The 14,509-nt window shown below is 71.2% G+C and carries 12 protein-coding genes; 5 read left to right on the top strand and 7 right to left on the bottom strand.

The features are described from left to right. Positions 1-440 precede the first annotated feature (440 nt). Positions 441-1,913 (top strand): cellulose binding domain-containing protein, encoded by a 1,473-nt coding sequence (locus tag ABZT02_RS03585; RefSeq protein ID WP_356013835.1) that lies wholly within the window; start codon positions 441-443, stop codon positions 1,911-1,913. A gap of 33 nt (positions 1,914-1,946) precedes the next feature. Here ABZT02_RS03585 and ABZT02_RS03580 read toward each other — a convergent pair whose 3' ends face one another. The 7 genes from ABZT02_RS03580 to ABZT02_RS03550 form a co-directional block, all read right to left on the bottom strand. Next, positions 1,947-2,624, bottom strand: a complete 678-nt coding sequence (locus tag ABZT02_RS03580) for a GntR family transcriptional regulator (protein WP_356013833.1) — start codon at positions 2,622-2,624, stop codon at positions 1,947-1,949. A 70-nt stretch (positions 2,625-2,694) separates the two neighbouring features. Next, positions 2,695-3,696, bottom strand: a complete 1,002-nt coding sequence (locus ABZT02_RS03575) for a proline racemase family protein (RefSeq protein ID WP_356013831.1) — start codon at positions 3,694-3,696, stop codon at positions 2,695-2,697. Positions 3,697-3,730: 34 nt separating this feature from the next. Continuing rightward, on the bottom strand, positions 3,731-4,627 hold the full coding sequence (locus tag ABZT02_RS03570) for a dihydrodipicolinate synthase family protein (protein ID WP_356013829.1): 897 nt from the start codon (positions 4,625-4,627) through the stop codon (positions 3,731-3,733). 31 nt (positions 4,628-4,658) lie between these two features. Beyond that, complete coding sequence (locus tag ABZT02_RS03565) at positions 4,659-6,131, bottom strand: NAD(P)/FAD-dependent oxidoreductase (RefSeq protein WP_356013827.1); 1,473 nt, start codon at positions 6,129-6,131, stop codon at positions 4,659-4,661. Beyond that, a complete protein-coding gene (locus tag ABZT02_RS03560; protein WP_356013825.1) occupies positions 6,124-6,423 on the bottom strand; it encodes a (2Fe-2S)-binding protein in 300 nt (99 codons plus the stop codon). The genes ABZT02_RS03565 and ABZT02_RS03560 overlap by 8 nt, the downstream gene beginning before the upstream one ends. Next, positions 6,420-7,607, bottom strand: a complete 1,188-nt coding sequence (locus ABZT02_RS03555; protein WP_356013823.1) for an FAD-binding oxidoreductase — start codon at positions 7,605-7,607, stop codon at positions 6,420-6,422. Before ABZT02_RS03555 ends, ABZT02_RS03560 begins: the two co-directional genes overlap by 4 nt. Positions 7,608-8,462: 855 nt before the next feature. Beyond that, positions 8,463-9,047: a helix-turn-helix domain-containing protein gene (locus ABZT02_RS03550; protein ID WP_356013822.1), complete on the bottom strand. Its 585-nt coding sequence runs from the start codon at positions 9,045-9,047 to the stop codon at positions 8,463-8,465. Positions 9,048-9,340: 293 nt separating this feature from the next. Between ABZT02_RS03550 and ABZT02_RS03545 the strand changes: the two genes are divergently transcribed. Genes ABZT02_RS03545 through ABZT02_RS03530 form a run of 4 tightly spaced genes read left to right on the top strand, consistent with a single transcriptional unit; the run spans position 9,341 to position 14,433 of the window. Next, positions 9,341-9,826: a 2Fe-2S iron-sulfur cluster-binding protein gene (locus tag ABZT02_RS03545; protein WP_356013820.1), complete on the top strand. Its 486-nt coding sequence runs from the start codon at positions 9,341-9,343 to the stop codon at positions 9,824-9,826. Then, a complete protein-coding gene (locus ABZT02_RS03540) occupies positions 9,823-10,821 on the top strand; it encodes a xanthine dehydrogenase family protein subunit M (protein WP_356013818.1) in 999 nt (332 codons plus the stop codon). The genes ABZT02_RS03545 and ABZT02_RS03540 overlap by 4 nt, the downstream gene beginning before the upstream one ends. Continuing rightward, on the top strand, positions 10,818-13,061 hold the full coding sequence (locus ABZT02_RS03535) for a xanthine dehydrogenase family protein molybdopterin-binding subunit (RefSeq protein ID WP_356013817.1): 2,244 nt from the start codon (positions 10,818-10,820) through the stop codon (positions 13,059-13,061). The genes ABZT02_RS03540 and ABZT02_RS03535 overlap by 4 nt, the downstream gene beginning before the upstream one ends. A 46-nt stretch (positions 13,062-13,107) precedes the next feature. Next, complete coding sequence (locus tag ABZT02_RS03530; protein ID WP_356013816.1) at positions 13,108-14,433, top strand: XdhC/CoxI family protein; 1,326 nt, start codon at positions 13,108-13,110, stop codon at positions 14,431-14,433. Positions 14,434-14,509 lie beyond the last annotated feature (76 nt).

The following is a 14,509-nucleotide window of genomic DNA, read 5'->3' as shown; positions in this document are numbered from 1 at the left end:
CTCCGGGTCACCCAGGAGGTGCGCCGCCTGTGCGGTGGCCGCCTTCGGCTCAGGCCCACGACCCTGGACCACGGCACTACGGAACGTGCCTCGAGCACCGCGCGTTCGTGATGCTCCGCCCCCTCCCATGTGAGCACCACGTACGAGCTCTGCCCACGCGTCGGGTCCCCGATGACCCGCTTTCGCCCGGAACTGATTCTCCGTTACGGCTGGTTCCTGTGTGGCGGGATTGATACGTTCCGGCTTCCGGTCCGTACAAGAAGACGTGACTCCGCGCAGCACTGTGCCGTGGGGGAGTGGACCGAACCCTCGGTAACCGATTTGAATAGCCTGCTTGTCAGTTGTGTGGGAGACGTGAAAGGCTCCTGTCCTGCCGCGAGGTTCCCCCCAACTCCTTTGCCAGTATGGCGAGTTGACCTCGCTTTGGATGCAGGAGACCCATGCCCGACCTGCCGACCCCCCAGGACGCCGCCGAGGCCGCGCTGTTCTCCGAGTGCTGGGATGCCGTGCTGTCGTACGCCGATCTGTGCACGGCCGGCTCCACCGCCGCCACCGAACTGGCCACGGAGGCATTCTCCCTCGGCATGCGCGAGGCCCGGGACGCGGAGGCCGCCGTCCGTGGCGCCGGCCGCCGTCCCGCCCGGCTGCCCCGGATACCCCTGCTGCTCACGGCCGTTCGCACCACCGCGGCCGACTGGGAGACGCAGGGCCTCGGCCACCGCCTCGACCCCGATCTGCGGCTGTGGCTCAACTCCGACAAGGCCGCGCGCTACACCGGCCCCCCGCTGCAACGCCCCATCGCCCTGCGCGGACTGCGCGATCTGCAGGCGGCGGACGCCGAACTGCTGTGGCTGGCCGAGGTGGAGGCGCTGCCGCTGCCCACGGTGGCCCGTCGGCTCGGCCTCGACCCGGCCGCTGTGGGCGACGAACTCGCCCAGGTGCGGGGCCTGTTCCGGGATCGCAGCCACCGCAACCACCTCGACATGCCGATGGACGCGCAGTGCCGTAGTTACGCCCGGCTGCTGGACGCCGTCACCCGCTCCACCTCCGGTGAGACCCCCGGCGACCTCTCCCGTCACCTCGCGCGGTGCCGGCAGTGCGCGGAGGCCGCCGGCTGCCTTCGACTGCACGGCGGCGGGCTGCCCGCGGCCCTCGCGGGCGGAGTGATCGGCTGGGGCGGGCTCGCCTATCTGGAGCGCCGTCGCCGGGCCGCGGAGGTGCGCCTCGGTGCCGGGCGCCCGCCGGCCCTGGAGAGCGGGCCCCCGACCCCCGGCGCGCACAAGGCGAAGGTCGTGCGTAACGGGCTGCTGGTCGCAGCTGTCCTCGTCTCCCTGCTCGCCCTGGCCGTCTCGATGATGCCGGGCGACGACACGGAGAACGGCGCCGCCCAGCCCGGCACCTCCGCCGAGGGCCAGCCGGTGGCCAACCCCACCTCGTCCTTCCCCACCGTGACCTCGCGGGCACCCGGCTCGGCGAAGACCTCCGGCTCGCCCACGGGGAACCCGTCCGAGTCCACGGGCGCCAAGAACTCCGACCCGGAACCCCAGGGCACCTCCTCAGCGGGCGTCGAGGAACCGGAGCCCAGCGAGAGCGGCACGCCCAGCTGCCGGGTCGAGTACTCCCTCGTCAACCAGTGGCCCGACGGCTTCCAGGCCGCCGTCACCGTCACCACCGCCGAGCCCCTCAGCGACTGGCGGGTCACCTGGTCCTTCAAGGACGGCCAGCACGTGACGCAGATGTGGGACGCGAACTTCACCCAGAGCGGCGCGAAGGTCACCGCGACCGCCGCCGACTACAACAAGTCGGTCCCCGCGGACGGTTCGCTCTCCCTCGGCTTCCTCGCCTCCTGGCAGAGCAAGAACGCCCCGGCGTACGACTTCTCCCTCAACGGACAGGAGTGCGCCAAGTCCTGAGGTCCACCGCGGGGCAGTAGGGACGGGGTGCCCCTACTGCCCTGCCCACAATCCCCGCACATGACCGATGTGCCGAGTCATCACCTCCCGCACCGCCCCCTCGTCGCGGGCGACCAACGCGTCGAGGAGTTCGAGGTGCTCCTCGGCGGAGGCCAGCAGGCGTCCGGACTTCACCAGCGGGGTGAGGCCGTAGAGCCGTGACCGCTTGCGGAGGTCGCCGACCACCTCGACCAGGTGCGCGTTGCCCGCGAGGGCCAGCAGGCCGAGGTGGAAGCGGGTGTCGGCCTCGACGTACGCGATGAGGTCACCGGACACCGCCGCCTGGACGATCTCCCGGGCGGCCGGACGCAGCGCCTCCAGGGACACCGGGTCGGCGGTCGAGGTCAGCTCCACGACGGTGGGGATCTCGATGAGCGAGCGGATGTGGGTGTACTCGTCGAGCTGCCTCTCGGACACCGCGGTGACCCGGAACCCCTTGTTGGGGACGGTGTCGACCAGACCCTCCTTGGCGAGGTCGAGCATGGCCTCGCGCACGGGGGTGGCCGACACGCCGAAGCGGGCGGCGAGCGCGGGCGCCGAGTACACCTGTCCCGGGAGCAGTTCGCCCGCGATCAGCGCGGCCCGCAAGGCGTCGGCGACCCGCTCCCGGTAGCTGCTCTTCTTGCCGCCGAGAACGGGCAGAGCGGGGGTGCTGAGTCGCTGGGCGGCCATGAGAGGCATCTCCTAATGATGCAATGTCACGCGGTACCCGGCATTATCCCCGCCGGGCGCGGGGCGGGGTTCACAGGACGAAACCCGCCGGGAACGGATCGGTCGGGTCGAGCAGATACTGGGCCGTGCCGGTGATCCACGCGCGCCCGGTGAAGCTGGGCAGCACGGCAGGACGGCCCGCCACCTCGGTGGTGCCGAGGAGCCGGCCCGTGAACCGCGTCCCGATGAAGGACTCGTTCACGAACTCGGTGTGCAGCGGGAGTTCGCCGCGCGCGTGCAACTGGGCCATGCGCGCACTGGTGCCGGTGCCGCAGGGGGAGCGGTCGAACCAGCCGGGGTGGATGGCCATCGCGTGCCGGGAGTGCCGGGCGGTGGCACCGGGCGCGATCAGATGGACGTGGTGACAGCCGCGGATGGACGGATCCTCCGGGTGGACGGGCTCCTCCTCGGCGTTGATCGCCGCCATGAGGGACAGCCCCGCCTTCAGGATGTCGTCCTTACGGGCCCGGTCGAAGGGCAGCCCGAACTCCTCCAGCGGCAGGATGGCGTAGAAGTTGCCGCCGTACGCCAGGTCATATGTCACCGTCCGCCCGTCGGCCAGTGCGATCTCGCGGTCCAGGGCGACGGAGAAGGACGGCACGTTCTGGAGCGTGACGTGCTTCGCCCTGCCGTCCTCCACCGCGACCTCCGCCACGACCAGGCCGGCCGGGGTGTCGAGCCGGATCGTGGTGACCGGCTCGACGACCTCGACCATCCCGGTCTCCACCAGCACGGTCGCCACCCCGATCGTGCCGTGCCCGCACATCGGCAGATAGCCCGAGACCTCGATGTAGACGACACCCCAGTCGCAGTCCGGGCGGGTCGGCGGCTGGAGGATCGCGCCGCTCATCGCCGAGTGCCCGCGCGGCTCGTTCATCAGGAGCTGCTTGATGTCGTCGCGGTGCTCGCGGAAGTACAGCCGCCGCTCGTTCATGGTCGCGCCCGGGATCGTGCCGATCCCGCCGGTGATCACGCGGGTGGGCATGCCCTCGGTGTGCGAGTCGACGGCGTGCAGGACGAGTTTGCTGCGCATGACGCTCCTGTGCTCGGGGGACGACTTCGGGGGCCTACGCGAGTCCGGCCGCGACCGCCTTCTCGGTGGCGGCCCGCACGACGGCCTCCTGCTCGGGCAGGAGCGGGACGCGCGGCGGACGGCACCTCCCGCCGTGGCGGCCCACGATGTCCATCGACCACTTGATCGCCTGCACGAACTCGACCTTGGAGTCCCAGCGCAGCAGCGGGTGCAACTGCTCGTACAGAGTCTTCGCGGTGGCGAGGTCGCCGCGCACGGCGGCCCGGTACAGCTTGACGCTCGACCTGGGAAGGGCGTTCGGATAACCGGCCACCCAGCCCTTCGCGCCCGCGAGCGCCAGCTCCAGCAGGACGTCGTCGGCGCCGATCAACAGGTCCAGTTCCGGGGCGAGTTCGGCCAGCTGATAGGCGCGCCGGACGTCACCGGAGAACTCCTTGACCGCGCGGACGAACCCCTCCGCGTGCAGCTTGGCCAACAGCTCGGGCACCAGGTCGACCTTGGTGTCGATGGGGTTGTTGTACGCCACGATCGGCAGGCCCGCCTTCGCGACCTCGGCGTAGTGCGCGAGCACCGACCGCTCGTCGGCGCGGTAGGCGTTGGGCGGCAGCAGCATCACGGACGCACAGCCCGCGTCGCGCGCCTGCTCGGCCCATCGACGGGACTCCGCCGAGCCGTACGCGGCGACCCCCGGCATCACCCGCTCACCGCCGATCGCCGCCACGGCCGTCTCCACGACCCTGGCCCGCTCCTCGGGCGTGAGCACCTGGTACTCGCCGAGCGAGCCGTTCGGTACGACACCGTCGCAGCCGTTCTCGACCAGCCAGGCGCAGTGCTCGGCGTACTTGTCGTAGTTCACGGACAGGTCGTCGTTCAGCGGGAGGGCGGTGGCGACGAGGACACCGCGCCAGGGGCGGAGGTCGGTGGTGGTCATATGGATCCCCTCAATAGAGTGTGACATTGCATTAGATCTGTTCCCCGGACTCCCCGGACTCCCCGGACTCCCCGGACTCCCCGGACTCCCCGGACTCCCCGGACTCCCCGGACTCCCCGGACTCCCCGGCCCGCGCCAGCACGCCCAGCGGCACCGGCCGCGCGAACGGCCTGCGACCCGGTGTCTCCGCGCACCCGGCGACTCCGGCCACCCCGGGCCCGCACACCCGGCCCTGGCACCAGCCCATCCCGGCCCGCGTCAGCAGCTTCACGGTCCGCAGATCGCCGGCCCCCAGCTCACGCACCGCCTCCCGCACCGCACCGGCCGACACCTCCTCGCAGCGGCAGACCACCGTGTCGTCGGTGACCTGCTCGGCCCAGTGCGCGGGCGGCGCGTACACGGAGTCGACGGCCGTGAAGAAGGCCCGCAGCTTCGCCCGGGTACGCGCCGCGGCCGCCCACTCACCCGGATCTGGCGCCCGCCCGGCCAGCCGTGCCGCGATCGACCGCCCCGCGATGTGCCCCTCGGCCAGCGACAGCGCGGAGCCGCCGATGCCGGTGGTCTCGCCCGCCGCCCACACGCCCGGCACGTCGGTGCGCTGCTCGTCGTCGACGTGCACGTCCGTCCCGTCGACCCGGCAGCCCAGCGCGTCGGCGAGGTCGGTGTGCGGCAGCATGCCGTGGCCCACGGCGAGGGTGTCGCAGACCAGGCGCCGCCGGGTGTCCGGACGCACCCGTCCGTCCCGGTCGAGGGCCGCGATCGTCACCGCCTCCAGCCGTTCGGCGCCGTGCGCCGCCACGACGGTGTGGTGGAGGAGCGTACGCACCCGGTGCCGGAGCAGCCGGCCCGCGTACGCGGCGCCTTCGGCCATCTTGTCCGGCCGGCCCGCCAGCACCCGGGACCGCCGTACGAACGACGCCGGGTCGGCCGAGTCCACCAGCGCGGCGACCGTCGCGCCCGCCGCGGCGAGTCCGGTGGCGACGGGCAACAGCAGGGGGCCGGTCCCGGCGACGACGGCGGTACGGCCGGGCAGTACGAGCCCGCCCTTGAGCATGGCCTGCGCCCCACCGGCGGTGACGACACCGGGCAGGGTCCAGCCGGGGAAGGGCAGCACCTTCTCGTAGCCGCCGGTGGCGAGGAGGACCGCGCCGGCGTACACCTCGGCCGGTTCCTCCTGCTCGGGGCCGATGAGGGCGTGCACGGTGAACCCGGCGGTGCCCCGGCGCTCCACGAGCCAGACGTGATGGTCCGTCAAGTGTCGTACGGTTCCTGCCCGTACCTGCGTGCGCAGCCCGTCCCGAAGCCGCTCCCAGGTCCGCCACTGATGGTGCAGCGCCTGCGGGCGTCGGGCCCCGAGCCCCGGCGCGGGCTGCCGGTAGAACTGCCCGCCCGCCTCCGTCGCCGAGTCGATCAGCGTGACGCGGAGGCCGCGGGCGGCCGCCGCGAGGGTGGCCGCGAGCCCGGCCGGGCCCGCGCCGATGACCGCCAGACCCGCATCACTCATCGTGGCCCGTCCCCTCCTGTGTGCGGATCGCGTCCCCCGGTCGTAGCGGCACCAGGCAAGCCCGTTGATTCGGGCGGCCGTTGACGGTCACCAGGCAGTCGAAGCAGACGCCGATGCCGCAGAAGATCCCACGCGGGCGGCCCTCGCCCCGGGTGGTGCGCCAGGAGGTGACCCCCGCCGTCCACAGCGCGGCGGCGACGGTCTCTCCCGGCAGGGCCTCGATCTCGCGCCCGTCGAGGGTGACGGTGAAGGCGGGACCGGGCTCGGCGCGCACCAACTCCAGCGGATTCACGACGCCTCCCGGGAGTCGGACGAGGGAGCGGGTGAGGAGCCGGAGGCAAGGAAACGGTCGGGCCGGAAGGGTGCGAGATCCAGGTCGGGAGTGTGCCCGGCCAGCACCTGGGCGATCAACTGCCCTGTCCCGGCGGACAGTCCGATGCCCGCGCCCTCGTGCCCGCATGCGTGGAACAGGCCGGGTGCCCGCGGGTCGGGGCCGATCGCGGGCAGGTGATCGGGCATGTACGGCCGGAACCCGAGGTACGTCCGCATCGCGCGCACCCGCTCCAGGAAGGGGAACAGCCGGGTCGCGCCCGCCGCCAGCGCCCGCAGGGCGGGCAGCGACAACGAGCGGTCGAAGCCCACCCGTTCACGGGTCGCGCCGATCAGGACGGGCCCGGCAGCCGTCCCCTCCACGACCGGCGAGGTCTGCAGGTCCGCCGAGTCGCTGGCCACGTCGGCCACGTAGTCGGCGGCGTACACCTTGTGGCGGACCAGACGGGGGACTGGCTCGGTGACGAGGACGAAGCCGCGCCGGGGGAGCACGGGGAGGTCCACTCCCGCCAGCGCGGCCAGCTCACCGCCCCAGGTTCCGGCCGCGTTGACGACATGCGGCGCGTGGATCTCACCCCGGTCGGTGCGCACCCCGCGTACGGCACCGCCGGTACCGCGCAGCACCTCGGTCACCGTCGCGCCGGTGAACAGGCGGGCGCCGGAGGCCCGTACGAGATGGGCGGCGGCCAGCGTCGGCATGACCTGCGCGTCCTGGGGATACAGCACGCCGCCCGCGAGTCCGGGTGCCAAGTGGGGTTCCAGGTCCCGCAGTCGTCCCGCCTCCACCCGCACCGCCTCGACACCTGCGGCGCGTTGCCCGGTCGCGAACCTCTCCAGCGCTTCGAGGCCGTCCGGGCCGGCGGCGACGACCACGCCGCCCTTGGCTTCGTACTCGATCGCGTCGCCGACCTCCTCCGCCAGGTCGGCCCACAACCGGCCCGACAGCAGGGCGAGTTCGAGTTCCGGACCCGGCTCCTTGTCGGAGACCAGGAGGTTGCCCTCTCCGGCGCCGGTCGTGCCGCCGGCCACCGGTCCGCGGTCGACGACGATCACGTCGAGGCCCGCCCGGGCGGCGTACAGGGCACAGGCTGCACCCACCATCCCGGCTCCGACAACCACGACATCGCAGGTCAGACGCTTGCTCACGCCAGTACTATGTCACATGTCGCTCTGTGCGGGAACAGCTTCACCGGCCCGTCAGCCGATGAGCGCGGCACCTGAAAATGAGAGTGAATACCTCAGAATGATAGTGACGTAGGTCACTCTCGGGAGGTGGGTGCATGCTGCCACGGAGATTAGCCCTGGTCACAGCTCCGCAAACGGATGAGACGTTCGCCTCGTGGGTGGATCGGATGGCTCGCGTGAACCGATGTCCGCCGGCTCAGGTCGCTGACCTGATGGGGCTGCGCCTTCGGGGGGCTTATGCGAGTACCCGGCCGCCTGTGTTCGGAGTGCAGTGTGATGATGCGGTCCGCCAGACCGTCTTACGTGCCGTGCCGTGCCGTCGCCTGCCTGGTCTGGGTACCGCCTGGGCAAGGAGTCGTAGCACAGACGAAGGACGGGCCGTTGGTTCTGTGCTCCAAGCATGTCGATCGCGCCACCACACCAGACAGGAGCGGCTCCGTGCCCCGTCGCGTCGCCGAAGCCTTCTCGCCACGGCACCCTGGGAATCGCTGAAGTCTGAACGGGACCGCAATAGTTTGTCGTCCCGTCTATCGGGGCATCGGCGCTTGGGGTGTCCGACAGCGCAGGGCGGCTGGCGATACGGCCGAACGTGGAAAGTGTGGCAGGCGACTCGCTGCGTGTGTCCCCGTCCGGCATCGCGATGGTCACGGACTCGACGGGGTGGGCCCTGTCCAGCGGCCGTGCGCGTCGGCCGGGCTGCCCGTCGGGTGCGAGGCATGGCGCACGTGGCCAATCTGCCTTGTGTCTGGGCACTGTCCACGATCGTAAGGTCGGTGGCGGAGGGCAAGACGGGACGGGAGCTACCAGCCGGGCGGTTCAGCCGTGGGGCCCCATGCCGCGTAGAAACGTGTCGACGACGAGCGTGGCCAGTGCGTCCGCGTTCTGCCGGACCTGCTCCGGGTCGCGATCCGCGCCGCCTCCGTGCTGGGCCTCGTCGACGAGGGCGTAGTAGGCCCGCCGCGCCCACAGGAGGTCCGTGTCCGGGGCGAGGAGCCCTTCGCGCTGGGCGCGGGCGAAGAACTCCAGGACGCCGGCGTTGATCTCGGACCAGATCGCCTCGGTGAGGGGGGTGTCGGCGAGGGGGTGGCCGAGGGTGAACCGCCAGACGCTCTTGGTCCGCAGTACGTTCGCCGTGCCGCGGTGCAGTGCCACGAGCGGTGGGGCGGTGTCCATGTGGGCGTCCTCTACGGCCTCCAAGAGCTGCCGCTTCGCCGAGGCGGCGAGGGCTTCGATGAGGGCCTGGCGGTTGGCGAACCGCCGGTGCACGGTCGTTCTGGCTACGCCCGCCTGCTCGGCTATCTGCTCCATGGAGGCCCCGGGGTCTTGGGCGAGGACCTGCTCGGCCGCCTCCAGAATCGCGCGCACACTGCGCGCGGCATCTGCCCGCAGGGGTCGGCCCATGACTTATCCACTCCCGTTTTGATTCGTGATGCACCGAAGACCATACGCCTGACCTGTGGATTTGTACTGATTTGCATCATTGCTGTTGCGTGGGAATGTAAAATCACGACAAGTGTGATGCGTTTAATTGGTCGAACTGCTACGTTCCTGTTTTAGATCATGGACCCACTCTCATGATTCGGTTCCTCGGTCGGCGGTTGCACAGTCCGCGGAGCGGAGTCCCTCTGGTCCTGGCCTATGTGCCTGATGCCCCCATGAGAACGAGCCCACGGGCGAACCGGAGGAATGTCACGGTGGAGATCGAGCTGCGGATCAACGGGTCCGCCCAGAGGCTGGACGTCGCGCCACAGGTGAGCCTGCTCGACGCATTGCGCGAGTACCTGGGTCTGACCGGTACCAAGAAGGGCTGCGACCAGGGCGCGTGCGGTGCCTGCACGGTACTCGTGGACGGCCGGCGGATCAACGCGTGCCTCGCGCTGGCGGTGCAGTACCAGGGCCGTGAGATCACGACCATCGAAGGGGTCGACCACCCGTTGCAGCAGGCGTTCGTCCGCACGGACGGATTCCAGTGCGGCTACTGCACGCCGGGCCAGATCTGCTCGGCGATCGGGATGCTCGCCGAGCACAAGGAAGGCGCGCCCAGCGCGGCGACCGAGCATCTCGCCGACAGTGGCGGGGAGCTGGACGAGGCGGAGATCCGGGAGCGGATGAGCGGCAACCTGTGCCGCTGCGGCGCCTACAACGGCATCGTCTCGGCGATCAAGGAGGTCGCGAAGTGAAGTCGTTCTCCTACCTCAGCGCCCCGGACGTGGGCACGGCGCTGCGCACGATCGCGGACAGCGGTGACGTGAAGTTCCTCGCGGGCGGGACGAACCTTGTCGACCTCATGCGCGAGGGCATCGAGCACCCGGCGACGGTCGTGGACATCACCCGCCTGCCGCTGACCGGGATCGAGGAACTGCCCGACGGCACCCTCCGCGTCGGCGCCCTGGTCAGCAACAGCCAGCTCGCCGCCAACCCCCTGATCAGGACCCGCTATCCGGTGCTGGCCAAGGCGATCCTGCTGGGGGCCTCCGCCCAGCTGCGGAACATGGCGACCGTGGGAGGGAACCTGCTGCAGCGCACCCGTTGCATGTACTTCTACGACGAGGCCTCCGCCTGCAACAAGCGTGTGCCCGGCAGTGGTTGTGACGCGGTCGGCGGGTTCTCCCGCGGCAGCGCGGTGCTGGGGGCCAGCGAGCACTGCGTGGCGACGCATCCCTCGGACATGGCGGTGGCGCTGGTGCTGCTCGACGCGGTCGTCGAGGTCGAAAGCGTGCGCGGCGTGCGCCGTATTCCGGTCGCCGACTTCCACACGCTGCCCGGCGACACCCCCCACATCGAGACGGTGCTGGCCGCCGACGAGCTGATCACGGCGATCGAGCTGCCCCCGGTGCCGGTCGCGGCGCACTCGCTCTACCGCAAGGTCCGCGACCGTGCGTCCTACGCCTTCGCCCTCGTCTCCGTCGCTGCCGCGCTCAAGGTCGGCGCCGACGGCCGCATTGCCGAGGTCCGCCTCGCACTCGGCGGCGTTGCGACCAAGCCGTGGCGGGCACGCATCGCGGAAGAGCTGCTGCTCGGCGCCGAAGCCACGGACGAAAGTTTCGCCATGGCTGCCGCCGCCGAACTCGCCTCCGCCCTGCCCCTGCCCGACAACGCCTTCAAGATCGACCTGGCCCAGCGGACGGTCGTGGCCGTGCTGCGGAAACTCAACGCCGAGCGGAGCGCATCGTGACCACACGCACCTGGACAGGCTCCGAGCCCGGCACAGGCGCTTCTGTGCCCGTCGGGGGAGCGGTCGGACGGCCGGTGGACCGCCGGGACGGCCACGCGAAGGTGACCGGGGCCGTCCGGTTCACCGCCGAGCACCACTACCCCAACCTCACGTACGCGACGCTCGTGCATGCCACCGTCGCCCGGGGCACGATCACCGGCATCGACACGACCGCGGCGGCTGCGGTGCCCGGCGTCGTTGCAATCCTCACCCACCTCAACGCGCCGAGGATCCGCTCGGTACGCAACCACAACATCGTGCGGGACCTGGGACCGAGCGTGTCGGGCACCAGCCTCGACTACCTCAACACCGATCAGGTCCACTGGGACGGCCAGCCGATCGCCGTCGTGGTCGCCAATACCTCGGCCGCGGCGAACGAGGCCGCTCCGCTCGTCGAAGCGACGTACGACCCGCTGCCCGCCCGGGTGGACTTCGGCGCCGAGCAGAAGAACGCCACCCCGGCGAAGGGCGACCTCACCTTCGCCGGCCACACGAAGAAGGGCGACGCCGAGGCGGCGCTGGCCGCCGCGGAGGTCTCGGTCGACCTGCGCTACACCACGCCCGGCCTGCAGCACAACGCGATCGAGCCGCACGCGACGGTCGCCGTCTGGGACGGTGACCACCTCACCGTGCACGACACCACCCAGGCGACGGACCAGAGCCGCCGCTATCTGGCCTGGCGGTTCGGTGTTCCGGCGTCCCACGTCCGCGTCCGTGCCGAGTTCCTGGGCGGCGGCTTCGGGGGTAAGTTCGCCGTCTGGCCCGGCACGGTCATCGCGGCGATGGCGGCCAAGGCGGTCGGGCGGCCCGTGCGCCTGGCGCTGAGCCGCACGGCCGTCAACCGCGCCACCGGTGGGCGTACCGCCTCGACCAACCGGATCGCGCTCGGAGCGACCCGCGACGGCCGGCTCACCTCGCTGATCCAGGACAGTGTCACCCGCACCGGCTCGGCCGGCGGCCTGCTCGAGGCGACCAGCTCGCCGGCCCGGCACCTCTACGGCGCCGAGAACATGCTGACCCGGCAGAACCTCGTCGCGATGGATCTGATGCCCAACACCTGGCTGCGCGCCCCTGGCGAGGCGATCGGCAGCTTCGTGCTGGAATCGGCGATGGACGAACTCGCCTACGAGCTGTCCGTGGACCCGATCGCGTTGCGGCTGCGCAACGAGCCCACCAAGGACCCGACGGGGGGTAAGAAGTTCTCCCAGCGGATGCAGCGTGAAGCCTTCGAGAGGGGCGCCGAACGCTTCGGCTGGGCGGACCGCGACCCCGAACCCCGCTCCATGCGTGACGGCGAGTGGCTCGTCGGGATGGGCACGGCCACCGCCTACCACCCGGTCCTGCGCCTGGTCGCCGACGTCAAGGTGCGTCTGAGCGACGACGGCAGCGCGCTCGTGCAGTGCGGTTTCCACGAGATGGGCATGGGCGCCGCGACCGTACAGGCACAGATCGCTGCCGACGCGCTCGGCATCGCGTACGAGAAGGTCCGCGTCGAGTACGGCGATACGGCCCTGCCGACGGGCCCGATGGCCGGCAACTCCAACCAGACGGCGACGGTGGCCACCAGCCTCCTCGCCGCATGCGCCGAGTTGACCCGGAAGGTGACCGCTCTGGCCCGGCGAACGGGCACGACCGGCCAGGAACCGGCGGCCGCCCTGCGCGCAGCGGGGCGACCGTTCCTCGAGGCCTCGGTCGGGTCGGACACCCGGCGGGGTCTGCTGGGCAGTCAGGGCCGGTTCCTCACCAACTTCCTGAAGGACCAGCGCTGGTCCAAGGCCGCCCGCGGCGCTCAGTTCTGTGAGGTGCGGGTGAACGCCGACACCGGCGAACTGCGGATCTCGCGCTGGCTCGGCATGTTCGACGTCGGCCGCATCATCAACCCCAAGACCACGGCCAGCCAGCTCCGCGGGGCCGTGGTCATGGGCATCGGCATGGCGCTGTCGGAGCAGAGCCTGGTCGACCCGCGCAACGGGCGCACGATGAGCGCCGGCCTCGACTCCTACTACGTGCCGGTGCACGCCGACATCCCCCCGATCGATGTTGCCTGGCTCGACGAACCGGACAAGACCATGCCCCTGGGAATCATCGGGCTGGGCGAGGTCGGCACGACCGGCGTGGCGGCCGCGATCGCGAACGCCGTGTATCACGCGACCGGCAAGCGGATCCGGGACCTGCCGATCACGCTGGACAAGCTGCTCTGACGACGGCCCGGTCTGCGCAACACGACACGACGAGAAAGCAACTCCCATGCTGGACATCGCGGACGAGCTGAACCGATGGCTTGAGGAAGGGCGGGACTTCGCCGTGGCCACCGTCGTGGCCGTCAGCGGCAGCGCACCGCGCGGGCCGGGCGCCGCGCTCGCCGTCGACGCCGACGGCACCGCCATCGGGTCGGTCTCCGGCGGCTGTGTCGAAGGCGCGGTCTACGACCTGTGCACCCAGGCGCTCACCGACGGCAAGGCAGTGCGCGAGCGGTTCGGCTACAGCGACGAGGACGCCTTCGCCGTAGGGCTGACCTGCGGCGGTGTCCTCGACATCCTGGTCACCCCGGTGCCCGCCGACGGACCCGGCAGGAAGACGCTCCAGACGGCGCTGTCGGCTGCCGCCCGGGGCGAGGCGGTGGCACTTGCCCGCGTGGTCTGCGGCCCTCCCCAGTTCCTCGGACGGGCGCTGGCGGTCCGTCACGACGGCTCCTACGAAGGCGGACTCGGCGGACGCCCGGACCTGGACCGCGCCGCCGTCGACGAAACCCGCTCCCTGCTTGACATCGGCCGCACGGGCGCCTTCGACATCGCGCCGAGCGGAGCGAGATGGGGGTCCCCCCGGACGGAGTCTGGGGGAGGATCCCGCTGCGAGCCGGACTTGACCGTGTTCGTCGAGTCGAGCGTGCCGCCGCCGCGCATGCTCGTCTTCGGCGCCATCGACTTCGCCGCTGCCCTGGTGCGCGTGGGCAAGTTCCTCGGCTACCACGTCGCCGTGTGCGACGCCCGGCCCGTCTTCGCCACCCGGACACGCTTTCCCGAGGCCGACGACATCGTGGTCGACTGGCCGCACCGCTACCTGCAACGCACCCGGACCGACGAGCGCACGGTGGTGTGTGTCCTCACCCACGACGCCAAGTTCGACATACCCCTCCTGGAGACGGCCCTGCGGCGGCCGGCCGCCTACATCGGTGCGATGGGCTCCCGCCGTACCCACGAGGACCGCGACCGCAGACTCCGAGAAACCGGCCTTACCGAAGCCGAACTGACCCGGCTGCGCTCACCCATCGGCCTCGATCTCGGCGCCCGCACGCCCGAGGAGACGGCTCTGTCCATCGCGGCTGAGATCGTCGCCGCCCGCCACGGCGGAACAGGGCTGCCCCTGAGCGACTCACACACGCCGATCCACCACGACACCGAAGCGCGTCGACTGGGGGTGATCAGCGCGAGTGACCGTGTGACACGACCGCGAGCCGACCGTCGGGAGCACCAGAACACCCTGAGCCCGGTCCGGGTCGGCGTGGCCACCTCGATGCCGACAGCCCGTGATCAAGAGGGGGCCTTGGGGGACGGCCGTGGCCGATTTGAATAACGAAAACGATCGGTTTACTATTTACGGGAAACCGGTCGGTTTCCCTTCAGGGGGCGGCCGAGGCCGTGATCCACGG

Origin of the sequence: Streptomyces sp. NPDC005402 (assembly GCF_040606575.1) — a bacterium.
GTDB lineage: Bacteria > Actinomycetota > Actinomycetes > Streptomycetales > Streptomycetaceae > Streptomyces.
This window is presented reverse-complemented; position numbering and strand designations above follow the sequence as displayed.

Bases quoted from the DNA above. Each gene is read 5' to 3' on its own strand.
- ABZT02_RS03585 (WP_356013835.1), top strand. From the start codon at position 441: ATGCCCGACCTGCCGACCCCCCAGGACGCCGCCGAGGCCGCGCTGTTC.
- ABZT02_RS03580 (WP_356013833.1), bottom strand. From the start codon at position 2,624: ATGGCCGCCCAGCGACTCAGCACCCCCGCTCTGCCCGTTCTCGGCGGC.
- ABZT02_RS03575 (WP_356013831.1), bottom strand. From the start codon at position 3,696: ATGCGCAGCAAACTCGTCCTGCACGCCGTCGACTCGCACACCGAGGGC.
- ABZT02_RS03570 (WP_356013829.1), bottom strand. From the start codon at position 4,627: ATGACCACCACCGACCTCCGCCCCTGGCGCGGTGTCCTCGTCGCCACC.
- ABZT02_RS03565 (WP_356013827.1), bottom strand. From the start codon at position 6,131: ATGAGTGATGCGGGTCTGGCGGTCATCGGCGCGGGCCCGGCCGGGCTC.
- ABZT02_RS03550 (WP_356013822.1), bottom strand. From the start codon at position 9,047: ATGGGCCGACCCCTGCGGGCAGATGCCGCGCGCAGTGTGCGCGCGATT.
- ABZT02_RS03530 (WP_356013816.1), top strand. From the start codon at position 13,108: ATGCTGGACATCGCGGACGAGCTGAACCGATGGCTTGAGGAAGGGCGG.